Consider the following 19,134-nt stretch of genomic DNA (forward strand, 5'->3'; position numbering starts at 1 on the left):
ATGGATTCAGTTGCCGTTCATGGCGCTCAGCGCGGCGGCAACCTGGATGCCGGCCGGCCCTACCAGAACGATCAGCAATGTCGGAAAGATGAAGAAAATCAGCGGGAACAGCAGTTTGAGCGCGATCTTCGCCGCCGCTTCCTCGGCCACCAGCTGGCGCTTCGAGCGCAGCGTGTCCGAGTGCACCCGCAACGACAGGCCCATGCTGGTGCCGAAGCGTTCCGACTGGATCAGCATGGCGACGAGCGTGTCGACATCCTCGACGCCGCTGCGCAGCGCGAAGTTGCGCAGCGCCTTTTCCTTGGTAAACCCGGCGCGCATTTCCATCAGCACCAGCTGCAGTTCCTGCGCCAGCACCATGCTCTTGATGTGGATCTCGCCAGCGACCTTGATCAAGCCGCGTTCCAGGCTCAGGCCGGCCTCGACGCAGACGGTCAGCAGATCGAGCGCGTCCGGGATCGTCTCGAAAATTTCGCGCTGGCGGCGCGCGGCGATACGGCGCAGCACCACGTTCGGCAGGTAGTAGCCGAGCGCCACCGCCAGCAGCAGCGGCAGCATGAACTGGTGCGCCGCCCATTTGGGCGCCGCCCATACCATCACGCCGGCGGCGATCGACGGCACGATCAGCGCCAGCACGGTCTTGGCGGCGAAGTACAACGTCGCCGCGCCCGAGGTGCGCCAGCCGGCATTCATGAAGCGCGTGCGCAGCGCCGACTGCTCCCAGCCTTCTTCCGGCAGCGACAGCCGGCTGAACGGCTGCGCCGCCTTGACCACTTTCTCGACCCAGCCATTGCTCTCTAGCGCGCTCGGCTCGCTCGGCTGGTCGAAGCTGGCCAGGCGCTCGCGCATGTAGTTGGGGGTAAAAATTGCCAATGCGAGCATGACGAGGCCGACGACGACGCCGAACAGGATCAGCAGGAAGACGATATGCGATGCGGTCATGGCCAGGCTCCTCAGACGCGGATACGGACGATACGGCGGGTCCACAAACCGCCGAGGATGATCATGACGACGCCGACCCACAGCATGCGGATGCCGAGCGGGTGGGTCCACAGCGTGCTGACGTAGCCGCGGTTGACCAGCATCATCACGCCCATCATGACGAACGGCAGCGAGGCGAGGATCCAGGCCGACAGCCGGCCCTCGGCCGACAGCACGCGCACCTTGCCGGCCAGCTTCAGGCGCTCGCGGATGATGTGGCTGATGTTGCCAAGAATTTCAGCCAGGTTGCCGCCCGACTCGCGCTGGATCACCACCGCGATCACCAGGTAGCGCAGGTCGGTCAGCGGCACCCGCTCGGCCAGGTTGTGCAGCGCCTCGTTCATCGGCACGCCGTAGTTGATTTCCTGGTGCGCCGTGCGGAATTCGCCGCTGAGCGGCTCGGGCAGTTCGTTGCCGACCATCTGCATCACGTTATTGAACGAATGGCCGGCGCGCATGGCGCGGGCGAAGAAGTCGGCCGCCTCGGGCAGCTGCCGTTCGATGCGACGCAGGCGCGCGGTGCGGGCGCGGCGCAGGTACATTACCGGCATCGACACCAGCAGCAAAGTGAACAGCACTTGCACCGCGCCGGGCATTGGCTGCAGCACGCCGAGCGTGAGCGCCACCACCAGCGCCAGGCCGGTGGCGCCGATGAACCGCTCGACCGACCACTTCAGCCCGGACTGCAGCAGCAGGCGGTCGATCGTGTGCGCGGCGCGCAAGCGGTGCAGGCGACGGTCGAGCCACTCCGACCTGGCGAAGCGGCGCTGCTTGAGAATCGACACGCGCTCGCCGCTGTCTTCCATGCCGCCCGACATCAGGCGCAGGCGGCGCGAGATGCGCCGCGCCGCGCTGCCGTGGGCGCCGGTCCACCACAGGTAGGCGCCTTCGATGATCAGGATGACCGCGGCGAACGTCAGTACCGCAAAGCCATAAAACAATGCATCCATGTCGTCTCCTGGCGCTATTCGTAGATGCGGCTCGGATCGAACGCCGAATCGGGAACCGGCGCGCCGAACAGGCGCACCCGCTCGGCGAAGCGCGGGCGCACGCCGGTGGCGATGAAATGGCCGAGCACCCTGCCGTCGGGCGCCACGCCGGTCTGGTCGAAGCGGAAGATTTCCTGCATGGCGATGATGTCGCCCTCCATGCCGGTGATCTCCTGCATGCTGACAAGCTTGCGCGCGCCATCGGTCAGGCGCGTGACCTGCAGCACCACCGTCACCGCCGAGCAAATCTGCTGGCGGGTGGCGCGCGGGGTCAGGTTGACGCCGGCCATGCCGACCATGTTCTCGAGCCGCGCCAGCGCGTCGCGCGGCGTGTTCGAGTGGATCGTCGCCAGCGAGCCTTCGTGGCCGGTATTCATTGCCTGCAGCATGTCGAGCGCCTCGGCGCCGCGCACCTCGCCGAGGATGATGCGGTCAGGGCGCATGCGCAAGGCGTTGCGCACCAGCGCGCGCTGCGATACCTCGCCCCTGCCTTCGATGTTCGGCGGGCGCGTCTCGAGCCTGACCACGTGCGGCTGTCGCATTTGCAGCTCGGCCGCGTCCTCGATGGTGATGATGCGCTCGTTGGGCGGGATGAAGCCCGACAGCAGGTTCAGCAAGGTGGTCTTGCCGCTGCCGGTGCCGCCGGAGATCAGGATGTTGATCTTGGCGTGGCCCAGTGCCTGCAGCACCTGCACCATCGGCGGCGTCATGCTCTTGTAGGCGAGCAGGTTGTCGACCGTCAGCGGCGAGGCCGAAAAGCGGCGGATCGACAGGATCGGCCCGTCCACCGCCAGCGGCGGGATGATGGCGTTGACGCGCGAGCCGTCGGGCAAGCGCGCATCGACCATCGGGCTCGACTCGTCGACCCGGCGCCCGACGCGCGAGACGATCTTCTCGATGATCTTCATCAGGTGGGCGGCGTCGTGGAAGCTGGTATCGGTGAGCTCGAGCTTGCCGTGCCGCTCGACGTACACGCTGGAATGGGTGTTGACCAGGATGTCGGACACCGATGGGTCGGCCAGCAGCGGTTCGAGCGGGCCGAAGCCGAGCATCTCGTGCTGGATGTCGAGCACCAGGTTGTGCCGCTCGGTCTGGTTCAGGACGATCCGCTCGTCTTCGATGATGCGCTGGATCAGCAACGCCAGTTCGTGCTTGAACTGCTCGGTGGTGAGGCGCTTGAGGCGCTCCAGGTCGATCCGGTCGAGGATCAGCTGGTGCACATTCTTGCGCAGTTCCTGGTAGGCCTGGGTGGCCGCGCCTGGTGCGGCCGGTGCGGCCGCGCGCAGGTCGTCGGACCCATTCAAACGCTCGCGTAAAGTCATCAACGGTCTCCTCGTTTATTGGTCGGTATCGGCGCGGCCGAACAGGCGGTCGAACAGACCCTTGTTTTCAACGACGCGGCGCGCGGTCACCAGTTCGACCAGGTCGGCCAGGCTGCGCGAGACCGGCGCCGCGCGCGACAGGCGCAGCACCGGCACACCCTGGTTGACCGAATCGGTGACGGCGATATAGTCGTTCGGAATGGTGTGCACTACCTCGGCGCCGAGCGCGCTTTGCAAGTCTTGCAGGCGCAGCTTGCCGCCCTTTTCGTAGCGATTGACGATCAGCCGGGTTTGCTCGATCGGGTAGCCGAGCGAGCGGAAGATGTCGAGCAGGCGGCGGCCATCGCGGATGTCCGGCAGGCCGAGCTGCAGGATCGGGTAGATGACGTCGGCGTTGTCGAGCGCGCGCAGTGAAATGGCGTCGATCTGGCGGCCGACGTCGAGCACGATATAGTCGTAGTGCTGGCGTGCCACGCGCAGGATCGCGTCCATGTGTTCGGGCTTGAGTTCGACGGCCTGGCCCGGATCGTCGGCGGCGGCGAGGATGCCGAAGCCGGGCGACACGTGCACCAGCGACGACTCGAGGAAGGCGGCGTCGAGGCGGGCGATGTGGCGGCACACGTCCGACAGCGTCATCGCCGCCTTCTGGTCCGACACGTACAGCGTGGCGTCGCCGAACTGGCCGTGCAGGTCGATCAGCAGCACTTTCTTGTCGGCCAGCGCGGCCAGCGCATAGCCGAAATTGGTCGACAGGAAGGTCGCACCGCTGCCGCCCTTGCAGGCGATAAAGGCGAGAATTTTGCCGTCGCGCATGTTCGTCACGCCGGCGGCGGCGGCGACGCGGTCGATCGCTTCGTGCAAGGCGCGGTGCACCAGCGGCAGCTGCAGCACTTCGCGCACGCCGGCGCGCATGGCGCGAATCAGCAGTTCCTGGTGGTGCGCGCCGGTCAGCAGCATCAGGCTGGCGCCGGGGTAATGCTTGGCCAGCCGCTCGAGGTGGGCGGCATCGTTATCGTCGAGCTCGCTCGCGTCGATAATCACCATTGCCGGCTGGTCCGGCAGCGGCCGGTCGAGCGCATCCTGGAGGCTGCTGCGGCACGCGCCCAGGCTCAGCGGCGGTACCCGCGCCGCCCCCTGCGCCGCCAGTTCCGCCTGCAAGTCGCCGTCGCGGGTGATAAGTAAGGCTTTCATAAACTATCCTTGTCGATGGACGGTACCGTTTCGGGTGCAGGCGCCAACCACTCGCTGTCGCCCGGCGTGCCGATCGGGGCGGTGGCGACACGCCGCGGCGTCGGTGAACCGCGGCGCGGCCATCCCCGCTCATGCGGCGCCGCGCCGTTTCATTTGGTCGTCAGGTGGATAGTCGATACGGCGCCGTTGTTGGTCTCTGGCGGCGCTTCGTAGCGCTGGACGGCGGCGCGTGCATTATTGCCGTCCAAGCCGGCCGCCGGATTCGGATTGAGCGCTGCCGCCGGATTGATGACCTGCGCGGCGAGCGTGGCGCGCACCGCTTGGCCGGACAGGCCGTTGCCGATGTCGCTGCGATAGCTGTTGTGGGCGCAGCCGAAGAGCGTCGCCGCCAGCGCCAGCACGGCGGTGATGATTGCCTTGTTATGTCGCGTTGCCATGGTCTCTCCCTTATTTGAGTTCGAAACCGCGTGCGGTGGCGGCCGAGGCCTCGCCCTGCGCCATTCGCGCCTGGGGCTGGGGCTGGACTGCCGGCGCCTGGCGCTCGATGGCCACCGGCGCGTCGCCCTCGAGGCGACCGCCAAGCATCAGCTGGGTGCGGGTCGGCGGCGTCACCGCATCGGTCGGCAAGGCATAGTTCGGCGCCAACGGCTTGACCAGGTGCGCCGTCACGACGAACACCATTTCCGTCTTGTCCTGCTGGTAATCGGTGCTGCGGAACAGCGCGCCGAGAATCGGCACCTCGGACATGCCGGGCGTGCCGTTCATGCCGGTGACCGTGTTGTTCTTGATCAGGCCGCCAATGGCGAAGCTCTGGCCGTCGTACAGCTGCACCGTGGTGCTGGCGCGCCGGGTGGTGATCAACGGCAGCACCGCCAGGCCGCCGCCGGCGGTGATGCCGATGCCCTCGCGCGAGACCTCGGACACTTCCGGCGCCACCTTCAGGTTGATGCGCCCGCCGGCCAGCACGGTCGGGGTGAAGCGCAGGCCGACGCCGAATTCGCGCTCTTCCAGGGTGACCTTGTTGTTGTCCTGGGCGACCGGGATGAAGATGCGGCCGCCGGCCAGAAAGCTGCCTTCCTGGCCGCTGAGCGCCATGACGGTCGGCTCGGCCAGCATGCGCACCAGCCCGTCCTTGCGCTCGGCGTCGGCGCCGATGCGGTTGCCGTTCGACTTGCGCAGGTCGAGCACGCCGTTCGCCGGCGACACGCTGTTGGCATTTCCGGCGAGGAAGTTGGACAGCAATGTCGCCGCCCAGCTGCCCGACGAGAAGCGCCACGTCAGGCCGACGTCGAGCCGTTCGAGCAGGCTCTTCGACACTTCGGCGATCTTCACTTCCAGCATCACCTGCTGCGGCGCGCTTACCGACAGCAGGTTGATGACGCGAACGCCACCACCGTTGCCGGCGCCGGCTGCGTCGGGAGCCGCTTGCGCGCCGCCGCCCTCCTCGTTCTTCGCCAGCGAGCGCAGCGGCTTGCGCACGAACGCACCGGCCAGCTCCATCGCCCGCGCCACCGCCGGCGCGTCGGCCACCACGCCGCTGAGCACGATGGTGTCGCCGGCGGTGGTCACGCTGATGTTGCGCTCGTCCGGCAAGGCGGCCGCCAGCGCCGCGCGCAGTGGCGCCGTGTCCATCGTCACCACCAGGTCGACGATGCTGCAGCTGCCGCTGCGGCCCTGGATGATCATGTTGGTGCTGCCGACGTCGACGCCGACCAGATACAGCGTATCGGGCGCAACGAGCATCGCCTGCGCCACGGCCGGATTGCCGACGCTGCGGTGACGCACTTGTTCTGGCAGGCGCATCAGCGTCGATTTTCCCATCTGCAGTGTCATGGCGGCCGGCCGCGCGGCCTGGCCGAGGCAATGCGGGCCGCTGTCGGCGCGCTCGGCCGGCACCGCCGGATTTGCCTTCGGCTGCGCCGCGATGGCCAGCCCCTGGGCCAAGGCCAGCACGCCGCACACGGCAAGGCGCGAGGCGCGCCCTGGTTGGCCATTATTGATGAGTAGGTTCATCTCGCTGCTCCGGCAAAGTGGAAAGTGAAAAATCAGAAGCACTCTTGCGACGACTGCAAGCCGTTGAGCACACTGACGCATTGACGCTTGAGCGTTGCCATCGGCGCGGCCAGCACGACGACCGGCTTCGGCGCCGGCCTGGCGACGCCAGGCAGCACCTTGGCCGCGGCAGCTTGCTGTTCATTGAGCAAGGTGCGCTTGGTCGCGCCGATCGTCGACGGCAGCGATGGATCGACCTGGTTGCGCAAGGCCAGCGACAAGGTGCCGACGCCGCGCGCCAGGTCGAGGTGTTCGGCCTGCTCGGGCGAGACCTCGAGCGTGACGGCGTTGACGACCTTCGGCTTGGTTTCGTCGCGGCTCACTTCCTGCGCCACCGCCAGTACCAGGATGCGTTCGAGCACGATCTTCGAGATGTGCTGGGCGGCGCCGGGCACGGTGTTCTGGCCAGGTTCGCGTTCGGTGTGCACGATGACGTCGACGTAGTTGCCCGGCAAGGCGAAGCCGGCCACGCCGATGACGTCGTTGACCCGCACCGTAATGGCGCGCTTGCCCTCGCTGATCAAGGCCGACAGACCGCCCAGCGTGCCGGCCGGCGCCAGCTTCGATTCGCTGATCGGCTCGTTCTTCAGCAGATTGCCCTTCAGCACGCGGTCGTGCAGGCGGGCCGGGTCGGTGAAGGCGTCGGCCGGAATGTCCTTCTTCGGCCACTCGGCAAAGCCAAGCATCTCGGGCGTCAGGCGCTGCCCGCGGTTGGCGTCGGCCGTGGCCACGACGATGCGTCCCATCTTGCCGGCCGACTGGCGCAACAGCCAGAACGAAGCCAGCACCACAGCCACGGTCCCTAACAGGACTGCGACCGCCATCATCGCCAGCGCGCGCTTATTTTTCATCAGATTGTCTCGCTCAGTGAGTCGCCGGCGGCGACGAAATAGGGAGCCGGGTGCGGGATGCTGCGGGTGGCGCTGGCGCCACCCTCCCCGGCCAACATGCTGGTCCAGGCTTGCTCGATAGCACCGATCGTCAGGCGCGGGGCGGCGCCGGCAAAGCTGGCGAAATCGGCGATGCGCTCGATCAATTCACGCGGATAGCTCGCCAGCAGCGGCGCGCCGTCGGTACCGTGCAGCACGTCGATCAAGTGCGCCAGCACCCGTTCGTCGCACTCGAGTCCGCTCAGCATGCACTGGCGCCGGAACAGGCCGCGGTAGCCCGCTTCGCCGAGGGCGCCGATATGAATCTTGTAGCCGACGCGCCGCATGGCAGACGCGTCGAGCATCTCGTGCGGTGCACGGTGCGTCACCAGCACCAGCGTGACGTCGAACGGCACGCTGATCTTGTGGCCGCCTTCGATGGTCAGCTGGTCGGTGCCGCTGTCGAGCGGCCCGCTCCAGCGATTTAACAGCTGCGCGGCGGCGATACGCTGGCGGCCGAGATCGTCCACCACCAGCATGCCGTTGTTGGCAAGGAAGTGCGGCGGCGCGTGATAGACGCCGCCGGCCTTGTCGTGCCGCAGGTCGAGCATCTCCACGCTCAGGTCGGCGCCGACCTGCACCACCGGCCGCTGGCACAGCGCCCAGCGGCTGTCGCTGCTGCGCCGGTCTTCGGCCTGGCGCAGCTGCAGCGGCGCCGGATGCAGCAGCGGGTCGTGAAACTGCACGATATCGCTGTCGACCAGGATCGCGTACGGCGTCGCCACCAGGCCGCACTGCAGCTGCCCGAGCTTGCGCGCGATCGTGCTCTTGCCACTGCCGGACGGGCCGTGCAGCATCAGCGAGCGGCCCGACTGCAGCGCCGCGCCGATCAGTTCGCGCACCGACGCGTCGATGCCGTCGTCGCAGAACGCGGCGGCCAGTTCGGCGGCGCCGACGCGGTTGACGCGCGCCTGCCGCTGCGACTGGCGCAGCACCAGGTCGCGGTAGGCGCGCAAGGTCACCGGGGCGGCGCCGATATAGCGGCAGCGCGCCAGGAATTCGGCCGCGCGCAGCTTGCCGGTGGCGGTCAGCTGGTAATGCACGTCGAGGTCGGAGTCGCCGCGCAAGGCTACCTCGACGATCTGTTCGGCGACCATGAAGCCGAGCACTTCGCGCAGCACGCTGAACGACAGGCGCATCTTGCCCATCAATACGGGCAGGTGCACCTTGCCGACCGCATACATCGTCTTCGCGGCCAGTTCGACCAGCAAGGTCAGCTCGAGGCCGGTGTCGTTGATGGTCTTCGGTTGCGGCGGCAGGCGGGCGACGATCTCGCCGGCGCCCGGCGCGACGACTGCGGCTCCGGGCGGAGCCACCAGCGCCGTCAGCGTTTCGGTGTCGAACATTGCGTATCTCCCACGGGCCCAGACTGTTTCGCTGGATTAAGATTCATTTTATCGAGCGTTGCCGAGCGCCTATTGACGGTTAGCAAGCTCATCCTCCGGGGAAATTATTCGGTCGCCCTCACAGGTGGCGCAGTCCCAGCATCAGGAAGGCGCCCACGGCGATCGCCAATGCATACGGCATGCCGCCGACGCTTGGCGCCGGCATCGGCTCGGCCACCAGCGGCACGCCGGTCATGCGCCGCAGCAGCGGGCGCAGCAACGTGCCGACGTTGAGTGCGGCCGTGCGCGTCTTGCCGCGCCACAGCACGATGGCGAACGCCAGCAGGCCGCCGCAGCAATAGGTGGCCAGGCCGATATGAAATGTTTGCAGCGGTCCGCAAAAGGCGCCGACGGTGGCCATCAGCTTGACGTCGCCGGCGGCCATCGCACGCACTATATAAAGGGGGAGGAACATCGACAGGCCAATGCCCATGCCGGCCAGCACCGTGGTCAGCAGTTCGAGCGGCGCGCCGGCGGCAAGGTGCAAGCCGACGGTGCACACCAGCCCGCACCCGAGCAGCCGGTTCGGAATGCGGCGTTGCGCCAGGTCGTAGCCACTGGCCACGAGCAGCAGCGCAACAAGAGACAATTCGAGGGAAGATTGCAAAGTCATGGACGACTCGCTGGGAAGGGAAAAAAAAGCCTCCCCGACGGGGCCCCGTCGGGGAGGCTGGGCTCGCTTACAGTGCAGTACCGCCCAAGGCAACCAGGACCGATGTGAATGCGACCTTGATATGCGGACCAATCGCCATGACGGTAGCGGCAATGACGGCAGCGATCGCAGCTGCCAGCATGCCGTACTCCAGCGCCGTTACACCGTCTTCGTCGGCAACAAAAGCACGTACTGTCGAGATGATCTTGCTCATGGCTTACTCCTGTGAAGTGGATGAAAGTTCAAACCCTGGCGCGTCGCAAGCGTCGAACTGCAACCTTCACCTGACTGACCTGACTGCTGTCTTTCAAGTGCCGCGCCATGGAAGTGACTATATCTGGTGATTCCGCACAGCAACTTGACCATACGCAACTTTTCCATGCGGCATTATTTAATGGCGCGATGAAACTGCGGTTGGGGTCACAGGAACACAGGAAAGATACAGCGAACGCGGCCGGCGGGCGGGGCCGCCCGCGCGTCGCGACGGTTGTCAGGCGAGGTTGAGGAACTTCATCGGATCGACGTGCCACTTGGCGGGCGCCTCGTGGCCGACGATCTTGTCGCCGCCGCCGAAGCCGAGCGCGCGCGACAGGTCGACCGTTTCCGGTTTGATGTAGACCTTGCTCTTGCTGTTGAAGAACACGTTGACCTTCGGCGCCAGCAGGTTCGTCTGGTGCGGCTCGATCACCACCGCCAGCCGGCCCGACGCCAGCATCACCATCGTGCCGACCGGATAGATGCCGACGCAGCGCATGAACGCCTGCACATAGCCGGGATTTAAGTGGCACTTGCTCCACTCGTAGATCTTGCGCAGCGCTTCGGCCGGCGACAGCCCCTTGTGATAGCAGCGGTCGGCGGTAATGGCGTCATACACGTCGACGATGGCCGCCATCTGCGCCAGTTCGCTGATGGTGGTGCCGCCCTGCTTGTCCGGATAGCCGCTGCCGTCGAGGCGCTCGTGGTGGTGCAAGGTGATGTCGAGCGGGATCGGGCCGATGCCTTCCGACCGCAGCAGCAGGTCGTAGCCGTCGCGCGGATGGCGCTTGATGACGTCGAATTCCTCGGCCGTCAGCGGGCCTGGTTTGTTGAGGATGCGGTCGGGCACCAGCGCCTTGCCGGTATCGTGCAGCAGGCCGCCGAGGCCGGCCTCGTAGGTGGTGGCCGCATCCATGCCGCGCGAGCGGCAGAACGCCACCAGCAGCGTGCATACGCTGACCGAATGCAAGAACGTGTAGTCGTCGGCACTCTTGATGCGCAGCAAACCCATCAGCGCACCGGGATTGCGCAGGATCGATTCGGTAATGCTTTGCACCATCGGCGACACCTTATCGAGTTCGATCGCCTTGCCCATCCGCGCGTCCTGCATCACGCTGCGCACCAGCGACGTTGCCTGGTGGCGGATCAGGGCGGCGCGCTGCACCTCTTCGCCGAGCGACACGCGCGTCACGATCACCGGCGCGGCGGCGATCACGGTCAGTTCGGCCTCGATACATGCGTCGGCTTCGGCCACGGTGGGCGCATCCTGCACGTCCAGCCCGCGCGTGTCGTCGATGACCACGACATGGATGCCGGCAGCGCGAATCTTGCCGATTTCATCGTCCTGCGTCAGCAAAAAGCGACTCCGCGCGAACGGATGGGTCATCCAGTCGCAACTGAGGTCATGGATATACATGCCCACCTTCAGCTGGGAAGCGTCGATTTTCTTCAGCATTTCTTGCCTCGCCATCAAATGGTGATTGCCGAATGGCGCCCACGGTACCCTGAAGTATATCGAGTTTATTTCTGCATTGCATTAATATTTACAATAAAGAAATTTTAATTTGCGCCAGTCAGCCTCGCCGCGCTCGCCGCCGCCGCGCTGCCGAGGTAAAATCACCGGTTGCCGCCAACCGCGGCGCCCCTGGCCCGCCGGCCAGGCGCCTACCCGGCGCCGTCATCTGCGGGCGACATTCTGAATCACCCTTTTGGAGCATCACCCATGCCAGATACCACGGCGGCAGTTCCTGCCAGCGCGCAGAACGTCTCAACGCGCCTCACCACCGTCACCCTCGACGACAAATACACCGCCAAGTCCGGCAACATTTTCCTGTCAGGGATCCAGGCGCTGGTGCGCCTGCCGATGATCCAGCGCGAGCGCGACCTCGCCGCCGGGCTCGACACGGCTGGCTTCATCTCCGGCTACCGCGGCTCGCCGCTGGGCGGCCTCGACGAAACGCTGTGGAAGGCCAAGGCCCACCTCGAGGCGCACCACGTCAGGTTCGTGCCCGGCGTCAACGAAGACCTGGCCGCCACCGCCGTCTGGGGCACCCAGACCGTCGACCTGATCGGCCCGGCCAAGTACGACGGCGTGTTCGCCATGTGGTACGGCAAAGGTCCGGGCGTGGACCGCTGCGGCGACGTCTTCAAGCACATGAACCACGCCGGCACCGCCAGGCACGGCGGCGTGCTGCTCGTCGCCGGCGACGACCACGGCGCCTATTCGTCGACCCTGCCGCACCAGTCCGACCACATTTTCTCCGCCTGCATGGTGCCGCTGTTGTACCCGTGCAACGTCCAGGAATATCTCGACCTCGGCGTGCATGGCTGGGCCATGTCGCGCTTTTCCGGCTGCACCGTCGCCTTCAAGGCGCTCGCCGACACGGTCGAGTCAAGCGCGTCGGTCGACGCCGACCCGCACCGCGTGCAAGTGAAGATCCCGCTTGACTTCGTCATGCCCGAAGGCGGCCTGAACGCACGGCTGTCGTCGGTCCCGCTGGGCCAGCAGGCGCGCAACCAGGAGGCGCTGATGCAGGACTACAAGATCTACGCGGCGCTGGCGTATGCGCGCGAAAACAAGCTCAACCACACCACCATCGACAGCCCCAACGCCAGGCTCGGCATCATCGCCTCCGGCAAGTCCTACCTCGACGTGCTCGAAGCGCTCGAGGCGCTCGGCATCGACGAGGCGATGGCCGCCGACGTCGGCCTGCGCCTGTTCAAGGTGGCAATGCCATGGCCGCTCGAGCCCGACAGCGTGCGCGAATTCGCCCAGGGCCTCGAAGAAATCCTGGTGGTCGAGGAAAAGCGCCAGATGGTCGAGTACCAGCTCAAGGAGCAGCTGTATAACTGGCGCGACGACGTCCGCCCGCACATCGTCGGCAAGTTCGACGACAAGGGCGAATGGGTGGCGCCGCGCGGCGAATGGCTGCTCACCTCAAAAGCGGACTTCTCGGTGTCGCAAGTGGCGCGCGTGATCGCCTCCCGCGTGTCGCGCCTGATCAGCGACGAAAAGACCTGTGACCTGATCCGCGCGCGCCTGGCCTTCCTCGACGCCAAGGACGCCGTGCTGCAAAAGGCGATCAACACGCCGTTTCGCCCCGCCTTCTACTGCTCCGGCTGTCCGCACAACACCTCGACGAAGGTGCCCGACGGCTCGTTCGCGCTGGCCGGCATCGGCTGCCACGTGATGGCCACCTCGATCTACCCGGAGATGAACAAGCTGACCACCCATATGGGCGGCGAAGGCGCGCCGTGGATCGGCCAGGCCGCGTTCTCGAAGGTGCCGCACGTGTTCCAGAATCTCGGTGACGGCACCTACTTCCACTCCGGCTACCTGGCCATCCGCGCCACCGTCGCCGCCAACGTCAACATGACGTACAAGATCCTCTACAACGACGCCGTCGCCATGACCGGCGGCCAGCCGGTCGACGGCCAGACGTCGGTGCCGATGATCGCCCGGCAGATGGCCGCCGAAGGCGTCTTGCGCATCGCGCTGGTGACCGAAGACCTGTCGCGCTACACCGACAGGTCAAACCTGCCGGCCATCGTCACGCTGCACGACCGCAAGGACATGGACGCGGTGCAGCGCGAACTGCGCGACATCGCCGGCGTGTCGGTGCTGATCTACGACCAGACCTGCGCGGCTGAAAAGCGCCGGCGCCGCAAGAAGGGCGAATTGCCCGACCCGGCCAAGCGCATGGTCATCAACGAAGCGGTCTGCGAGGGCTGCGGCGACTGCGGCATCCAGTCCAACTGCACCTCGATCCTGCCGAAGGAAACCGAGTTCGGCCGCAAGCGCACCATCGACCAGTCGTCCTGCAACAAGGACTACTCGTGCGTCAAAGGCTTCTGCCCGAGTTTTGTCACGGTCGAAGGCGGCGCGCTGAAAAAATCGAAGACCGGCGTCACCAAGGACAACGCCGACGACGGCTTCGGCCCGCTGCCCGAACCGGTGCTGCCGGCGCTCGAGGCGCCATACAACATCCTCATCAACGGCATCGGCGGCACCGGCGTGATCACCGTCGGCGCGCTGATGGGCATGGCCGCGCACCTCGAAGGCAAAGGCGCGTCGGTGCTCGACATGACCGGCATGTCGCAGAAAAACGGCTCGGTCACTTCGCACGTGAAAGTGGCGCGCGCCCCATCGGACCTGCACGCGCAGCGCATCGCCACCGGCGAAGCGGACCTGGTGCTCGGCTGCGACATGCTCACCGCCGGCGCCCAGGATGCCATCTCGAAGATGCGTCCGGGCCGCACCATGGCCGTCATCAACCTGCACGAGCAGCCGCCCGGCACCTTCGCGCAAAACGCCGACTGGCAGTATCCGGTGCAAGAAGTGCGCGCGCTGATCGGCGAATCGGCCGGCGCCGGCGGCGCCGACTTCATCGACGCCACCAAGCTTGCCACCGCCTTGATGGGCGACTCGATCGCCGCCAACCTGTTCATGCTCGGCTACGCCTGGCAGAAGGGCCGCATCCCGCTTGGCGAAGCGGCGCTGCTGCGCGCGATCGAACTCAATGGCGTGGCCGCCGCGTCGAACAAGAAGAGCTTTCTGTGGGGCCGCCGCGCCGCCGTCGACCTGGCGCGCGTGACGCGCATCGCCACCCCGACCCAGGCGATCGTCGTGCAGATGCCGCAAAGCCTCGACACCGTCATCAACAAGCGCGTCGAATTCCTCACCGCCTACCAGGACGCCGCTTACGCCGCGCGCTACGCCGAGCTGGTGGCGCGGGTGCGCGGCGCCGAAGCGGCGCAGGGTCTCGGCACCAGGCTGTCGACCGCGGTGGCGAAGTACTACTTCAAGCTGATGGCCTACAAGGACGAATACGAAGTGGCGCGCCTGTACACCGACGGGCGCTTCGTCGAACAGCTCAAGTCGCAGTTCGAAGGCGACTTCTCGCTGAAATTCAACCTGGCGCCGCCGCTGTTTGCCAAAAAGGACGGCAAGGGCCACCTGGTCAAGGCCGAATTTGGCTCGTGGATGTGGAGCGCGTTCAAGCTGCTGGCCAAATTCAAGGGCGTGCGCGGCGGCGCGTTTGACGTCTTCGGCTACAGCGAAGAGCGTAAGATGGAACGTGCGCTGATTATCGAGTACCGCGAGATGGTCGAAGGCCTGCTGGCCGGCCTGAATGCCGACAACCTGGCCACGGCGGTCGACCTGGCGAACCTGCCGGAGCAGGTGCGCGGCTTCGGCCACGTCAAGGAAGCGGCGGTAGCGAAGTTCCGCGTCGAGAAAGCGCGTTTGCTGTCCGTCGGTACGCAGCAGAAAGTTGCCTAGGGGTCAGACCCGATTCTGCTTCTAAAGGGTCTGACCCCGGTTGTGCTGACGCCAACACACCGGGGCTCAGGCCCCACTTGACGTTAACGTAAACGTCATATACCGTACAAGATCACCAAGGATCAATATGAACGACAACACCGCCGCCGCCAAACTGACCCCGCCTGAAGCGCCGAAGCTGGCCAACAAGGTTCGCTTCGTCACCGCCGCCTCGCTGTTCGACGGCCACGACGCCTCGATCAACATCATGCGCCGCATCCTGCAGTCGAACGGCGTCGAAGTGGTCCACCTCGGCCACAACCGCTCGGTCGACGAAGTGGTGACGGCGGCGCTGGCAGAAGACGTCCAGGGCATCGCCATCTCCAGCTACCAGGGCGGCCACGTCGAATATTTCAAGTACATGATCGACCTGCTGCGCGAACGCGGCGGCGCCCACATCAAGGTGTTCGGCGGCGGCGGCGGCGTCATCGTCGCCGAAGAGATCGACGAACTGCACGCCTATGGTGTGACCAAGATCTTCAGCCCGCAGGACGGCCAGCGCATGGGCCTGGTCGGCATGATCCAGTCGATGATCCAGCAGTGCGACATCGACCTGACCGACTATTCGCCAACCTCGCTCGAGCCGCTGCAAACCGGCGAGATGGCCGGGCGCCACCGCCCGCTCGCCCAGTTGATCACCGCGCTGGAAAACGGCAAGGCGGCACCCGCGCTGCGCGAGCAGCTGACGCAAGCTGCCGCCGCGCGCGCCGTGCCGACCCTGGGCATCACCGGCACCGGCGGCGCCGGCAAGTCGTCGCTGACGGACGAACTGGTGCGCCGCATCCGCCTCGACCAGGGCGACGCGCTCAACATCGCCATCATCTCGATCGATCCGTCGCGCCGCAAGTCCGGCGGCGCGCTGCTGGGCGACCGCATCCGCATGAACGCGATCAATCCATGGAACGGCCAGCCACGCGTGTTCATGCGCTCGCTCGCCACGCGCGAAGCCGGCTCCGAGATTTCGCACGCGCTGCCCGACGTGATCGCCGCCTGCAAGGTCGCCGGCTTCGACCTCGTCATCGTCGAAACGTCCGGCATCGGCCAGGGCGACGCGGCCATCGTGCCGCACGTCGACCTGTCGATGTATGTCATGACGCCAGAGTTTGGCGCCGCCTCGCAGCTGGAAAAAATCGACATGCTCGATTTCGCCGACTTCATCGCCATCAACAAGTTCGACCGCAAGGGCGCGCAGGACGCGCTGCGCGACGTCGCCAAGCAGTACCAGCGCAACCGCGAAATGTGGAGCGTCTCTCCCGACCAGATGCCGGTCTTCGGCACCCAGGCGTCGCGCTTCAACGACGACGGCGTCACCGCGCTGTACCAGGGACTGCTGCCAAAACTGGCCGCACTTGGCCTGGCCCTCCAGCCGGGCAAGCTGCCGGTCGTCGACGCCAGGCACTCGAGCGGCAAGCACGTCATCGTGCCGCCAGCGCGCGCGCGCTACCTCGCCGAAATCGCCGACACCGTGCGCGGCTACCACAAGAACACCCGCAAGCAGGTCACGCTGGCGCGCGAACGCCAGCAGCTCACCAGCGCCAGGCGCATGCTGGCCGCGGCAAACAAGGCCACCGACTTCGACGACCTGATCACCGAGCGCGATAGCGCGATGGACGCCGGCGCCAAGAAGCTGCTGGCGATGTGGCCCGACATGCAGGCCGCGTACGCCGGCGACGACTACGTCGTCAAGATCCGCGACAAGGAAATCCGCACGCAGCTGGTGCAGCACACGCTGTCGGGCACCGTGATCCGCAAGGTCGCGTTGCCGAAATACGAAGACCATGGCGAAGTGCTCAAATTCCTGATGCTCGAAAACGTGCCCGGCTCGTTCCCGTTCACCGCCGGCGTATTCGCCTTCAAGCGCGAGAACGAAGACCCGACCCGCATGTTCGCCGGCGAAGGCGATGCCTTCCGCACCAACCGCCGCTTCAAGCTCGTCTCGACCGGCATGGACGCCAAGCGATTGTCGACCGCGTTCGACTCGGTCACCTTGTATGGCGCCGATCCTGCCTTGCGCCCCGACATCTACGGCAAGGTCGGCAACTCGGGTGTGTCGATCGCCACGCTCGACGACATGAAGGTGCTGTACGACGGCTTCAACCTGTGCAGCCCATCGACGTCGGTATCGATGACGATCAACGGCCCGGCGCCGACCATCCTGGCGATGTTCATGAACACCGCGATCGACCAGCAGGTCGACAAGTTCGTCGCTGAAAACAAGCGCCAGCCGACCGCCGACGAAGCGGCCAAGATCCGCGAATGGGTGCTGGCCAACGTGCGCGGCACCGTGCAGGCCGACATCCTGAAGGAAGACCAGGGCCAGAACACCTGCATCTTCTCGACCGAGTTCTCGCTCAAGGTCATGGGCGACATCCAGGAGTACTTCGTGCACCACCAGGTGCGCAATTTCTACTCGGTGTCGATCTCCGGCTACCACATCGCCGAAGCCGGTGCGAACCCGATCTCGCAGCTGGCGTTCACGCTGTCGAACGGCTTCACGTTCGTCGAAGCGTATCTCGCGCGCGGCATGCACATCGACGACTTCGCGCCGAACCTGTCGTTCTTCTTCAGTAACGGCATGGACCCGGAATACACGGTGCTCGGCCGCGTGGCGCGCCGCCTGTGGGCGGTGGCGATGCGCGACAAGTACGGCGCCAACGATCGCAGCCAGAAGCTCAAGTACCACGTGCAGACGTCGGGCCGCTCGCTGCACGCGCAGGAGATCGACTTCAACGACATCCGCACCACCTTGCAGGCCCTGATCGCCATTTACGACAATTGCAACAGCCTGCACACCAACGCCTACGACGAGGCGATCACCACGCCGACGGACGAATCGGTGCGCAGGGCTTTGGCAATTCAATTGATCATCAACCGCGAGTGGGGCCTGGCCAAGAACGAGAACCCGAACCAGGGTTCGTTCATCATCGACGAGATGACCGACCTGGTCGAGGAAGCGGTGCTGCAGGAGTTCGAGCGCATCGCCGAACGCGGCGGCGTGCTGGGGGCGATGGAAACGGGCTACCAGCGCGGCAAGATCCAGGAAGAGTCGATGCTGTACGAGCACCAGAAGCACGACGGCACCTTGCCGATCATTGGCGTCAACACCTTCCGCAATCCGAAAGCGACCGACGTGCCGCAGAAGATCGAACTGGCACGCTCCACCGACGAGGAAAAGCAGTCGCAGCTGAGCCGCCTCGAGCAGTTCCACCAGTTGCACGCGGCCGAAGCGCCGCAGGCGCTGGCAGCGCTGCAGCAGGCGGCGATCGACAACGCCAACGTGTTCGACAAGCTGATGGACGCGGTGCGCGTCTGTTCGCTCGGCCAGATCACCACCGCGCTGTTCGAGGTGGGCGGCCAGTACCGCCGCAACATGTAAGGCTGGGTCAGGCCGGGCTGGCCGCCGCCGCACCAAGCGGCGCGGCCTTTTCGATCTGGCGCGTGAACCAGCTGGGAGCGGCCGAACTGCTGCGCAGCTGCGGCAGCGCCGTGAAGCGCGCCAGCTGCTGGGTAAAGTACAGTCGCGCCATCGCAGTGCCGCCGATCTATAAGAATAGTGACGAATAAGCCAGTGACGACAATTTTAGCCGATCCGGCCGGCGCCGCTGGCCTAAAATAGGGGCGAGCAAACTTGCGGAGAGTGCCATGCCGATCAAGCCCGAGCAGTTAGCTGCGCTGATGCACGAAGTGGAACTGGAAGACCCGATCGATTTTGCCGACCTGCCCTTTGCCGAGGACGACCTGCGCGAACTGGTCGCGTCGCACCTGTGCGAAATGGCCGCGGCGATGGAAAACTTCAGCACCGAGGACCGGCTGCTGAGCCTGCTTGCGGTGTCGGCCAAACTGGTGCTGGAAAACCTGGTGCTGCACCTGCAATTGCTGCGCCGTCACGGCTTGCCCGTCGGCGACGGTGTCGAATCGCTACTGGCGCGCCTGCGCAAGCCCGACTAGCCTGGCGACGCCGCCAACACAGCGCCAATCCACCAGGCTTGCCGCCGCCATTCATCCGTCAAGCCAGATTTGCAACACCAATTCGTTACCCTGGACAACAAATGCGTTCT

At 65.8% G+C, this 19,134-nt stretch carries 15 protein-coding genes; 3 read left to right on the plus strand and 12 right to left on the minus strand.

Going from position 1 to position 19,134, the window contains the following annotated elements; translation table 11 throughout:
* Positions 1 to 6: 6 nt before the first annotated feature.
* The 11 genes from ACP7DD_RS02315 to ACP7DD_RS02365 form a co-directional block, all read right to left on the minus strand.
* Positions 7 to 942 (minus strand): type II secretion system F family protein, encoded by a 936-nt coding sequence (locus tag ACP7DD_RS02315; RefSeq protein WP_426173078.1) that lies wholly within the window; start codon positions 940 to 942, stop codon positions 7 to 9.
* Positions 943 to 953: 11 nt separating this feature from the next.
* Complete coding sequence (locus tag ACP7DD_RS02320) at positions 954 to 1,931, minus strand: type II secretion system F family protein (protein ID WP_426173079.1); 978 nt, start codon at positions 1,929 to 1,931, stop codon at positions 954 to 956.
* Between the two features lie 14 nt (positions 1,932 to 1,945).
* Positions 1,946 to 3,292 (minus strand): CpaF family protein, encoded by a 1,347-nt coding sequence (locus ACP7DD_RS02325; RefSeq protein ID WP_426173319.1) that lies wholly within the window; start codon positions 3,290 to 3,292, stop codon positions 1,946 to 1,948.
* A 15-nt stretch (positions 3,293 to 3,307) separates the two neighbouring features.
* The gene (locus tag ACP7DD_RS02330) at positions 3,308 to 4,483 is read right to left on the minus strand and encodes an AAA family ATPase (RefSeq protein ID WP_426173080.1); all 1,176 of its coding nucleotides are present in this window, start codon (positions 4,481 to 4,483) and stop codon (positions 3,308 to 3,310) included.
* Between the two features lie 149 nt (positions 4,484 to 4,632).
* On the minus strand, positions 4,633 to 4,920 hold the full coding sequence (locus tag ACP7DD_RS02335; RefSeq protein ID WP_426173082.1) for a hypothetical protein: 288 nt from the start codon (positions 4,918 to 4,920) through the stop codon (positions 4,633 to 4,635).
* 10 nt (positions 4,921 to 4,930) lie between these two features.
* Positions 4,931 to 6,496, minus strand: coding sequence for a type II and III secretion system protein family protein (locus tag ACP7DD_RS02340; protein ID WP_426173083.1), 1,566 nt, complete (start codon positions 6,494 to 6,496; stop codon positions 4,931 to 4,933).
* Positions 6,497 to 6,528: 32 nt separating this feature from the next.
* Entirely contained in the window at positions 6,529 to 7,386 is an 858-nt protein-coding gene (cpaB, locus tag ACP7DD_RS02345; protein ID WP_426173085.1) for a Flp pilus assembly protein CpaB, read from the minus strand.
* Positions 7,386 to 8,810: an ATP-binding protein gene (locus ACP7DD_RS02350; protein WP_426173086.1), complete on the minus strand. Its 1,425-nt coding sequence runs from the start codon at positions 8,808 to 8,810 to the stop codon at positions 7,386 to 7,388. The genes cpaB and ACP7DD_RS02350 overlap by 1 nt, the downstream gene beginning before the upstream one ends.
* 118 nt (positions 8,811 to 8,928) lie before the next feature.
* The gene (locus ACP7DD_RS02355; RefSeq protein ID WP_426173087.1) at positions 8,929 to 9,462 is read right to left on the minus strand and encodes an A24 family peptidase; all 534 of its coding nucleotides are present in this window, start codon (positions 9,460 to 9,462) and stop codon (positions 8,929 to 8,931) included.
* Positions 9,463 to 9,529: 67 nt separating this feature from the next.
* The gene (locus tag ACP7DD_RS02360; RefSeq protein ID WP_426173088.1) at positions 9,530 to 9,715 is read right to left on the minus strand and encodes a Flp family type IVb pilin; all 186 of its coding nucleotides are present in this window, start codon (positions 9,713 to 9,715) and stop codon (positions 9,530 to 9,532) included.
* Positions 9,716 to 9,991: 276 nt separating this feature from the next.
* A complete protein-coding gene (locus ACP7DD_RS02365) occupies positions 9,992 to 11,212 on the minus strand; it encodes an HD-GYP domain-containing protein (protein ID WP_426173090.1) in 1,221 nt (406 codons plus the stop codon).
* Positions 11,213 to 11,479: 267 nt separating this feature from the next.
* Here ACP7DD_RS02365 and ACP7DD_RS02370 point away from each other — a divergent pair, with 267 nt between their 5' ends.
* Positions 11,480 to 15,037 (plus strand): indolepyruvate ferredoxin oxidoreductase family protein, encoded by a 3,558-nt coding sequence (locus ACP7DD_RS02370; protein WP_426173091.1) that lies wholly within the window; start codon positions 11,480 to 11,482, stop codon positions 15,035 to 15,037.
* 127 nt (positions 15,038 to 15,164) lie between these two features.
* Positions 15,165 to 18,452 (plus strand): fused isobutyryl-CoA mutase/GTPase IcmF, encoded by a 3,288-nt coding sequence (gene icmF, locus ACP7DD_RS02375; protein ID WP_426173093.1) that lies wholly within the window; start codon positions 15,165 to 15,167, stop codon positions 18,450 to 18,452.
* A gap of 7 nt (positions 18,453 to 18,459) precedes the next feature.
* Here icmF and ACP7DD_RS02380 read toward each other — a convergent pair whose 3' ends face one another.
* Positions 18,460 to 18,603 (minus strand): hypothetical protein, encoded by a 144-nt coding sequence (locus tag ACP7DD_RS02380; RefSeq protein WP_426173094.1) that lies wholly within the window; start codon positions 18,601 to 18,603, stop codon positions 18,460 to 18,462.
* A 115-nt stretch (positions 18,604 to 18,718) separates the two neighbouring features.
* Here ACP7DD_RS02380 and ACP7DD_RS02385 point away from each other — a divergent pair, with 115 nt between their 5' ends.
* The gene (locus ACP7DD_RS02385) at positions 18,719 to 19,024 is read left to right on the plus strand and encodes a hypothetical protein (protein ID WP_426173096.1); all 306 of its coding nucleotides are present in this window, start codon (positions 18,719 to 18,721) and stop codon (positions 19,022 to 19,024) included.
* Positions 19,025 to 19,134 lie beyond the last annotated feature (110 nt).

Origin of the sequence: Massilia sp. TWR1-2-2, from assembly GCF_049897565.1 — a bacterium.
Classification (GTDB): domain Bacteria; phylum Pseudomonadota; class Gammaproteobacteria; order Burkholderiales; family Burkholderiaceae_D; genus JAFCUW01.

Excerpts from the sequence above, each read along its gene's own strand:
- ACP7DD_RS02315 (WP_426173078.1), bottom strand. The coding sequence starts at position 942 with ATGACCGCATCGCATATCGTCTTCCTGCTGATCCTGTTCGGCGTCGTC.
- ACP7DD_RS02320 (WP_426173079.1), bottom strand. The coding sequence starts at position 1,931 with ATGGATGCATTGTTTTATGGCTTTGCGGTACTGACGTTCGCCGCGGTC.
- ACP7DD_RS02325 (WP_426173319.1), bottom strand. The coding sequence starts at position 3,292 with ATGACTTTACGCGAGCGTTTGAATGGGTCCGACGACCTGCGCGCGGCC.
- ACP7DD_RS02330 (WP_426173080.1), bottom strand. The coding sequence starts at position 4,483 with ATGAAAGCCTTACTTATCACCCGCGACGGCGACTTGCAGGCGGAACTG.
- ACP7DD_RS02335 (WP_426173082.1), bottom strand. The coding sequence starts at position 4,920 with ATGGCAACGCGACATAACAAGGCAATCATCACCGCCGTGCTGGCGCTG.
- ACP7DD_RS02340 (WP_426173083.1), bottom strand. The coding sequence starts at position 6,496 with ATGAACCTACTCATCAATAATGGCCAACCAGGGCGCGCCTCGCGCCTT.
- cpaB (WP_426173085.1), bottom strand. The coding sequence starts at position 7,386 with ATGAAAAATAAGCGCGCGCTGGCGATGATGGCGGTCGCAGTCCTGTTA.
- ACP7DD_RS02350 (WP_426173086.1), bottom strand. The coding sequence starts at position 8,810 with ATGTTCGACACCGAAACGCTGACGGCGCTGGTGGCTCCGCCCGGAGCC.
- ACP7DD_RS02355 (WP_426173087.1), bottom strand. The coding sequence starts at position 9,462 with ATGACTTTGCAATCTTCCCTCGAATTGTCTCTTGTTGCGCTGCTGCTC.
- ACP7DD_RS02360 (WP_426173088.1), bottom strand. The coding sequence starts at position 9,715 with ATGAGCAAGATCATCTCGACAGTACGTGCTTTTGTTGCCGACGAAGAC.
- ACP7DD_RS02365 (WP_426173090.1), bottom strand. The coding sequence starts at position 11,212 with ATGCTGAAGAAAATCGACGCTTCCCAGCTGAAGGTGGGCATGTATATC.
- ACP7DD_RS02370 (WP_426173091.1), top strand. The coding sequence starts at position 11,480 with ATGCCAGATACCACGGCGGCAGTTCCTGCCAGCGCGCAGAACGTCTCA.
- icmF (WP_426173093.1), top strand. The coding sequence starts at position 15,165 with ATGAACGACAACACCGCCGCCGCCAAACTGACCCCGCCTGAAGCGCCG.
- ACP7DD_RS02380 (WP_426173094.1), bottom strand. The coding sequence starts at position 18,603 with ATGGCGCGACTGTACTTTACCCAGCAGCTGGCGCGCTTCACGGCGCTG.
- ACP7DD_RS02385 (WP_426173096.1), top strand. The coding sequence starts at position 18,719 with ATGCCGATCAAGCCCGAGCAGTTAGCTGCGCTGATGCACGAAGTGGAA.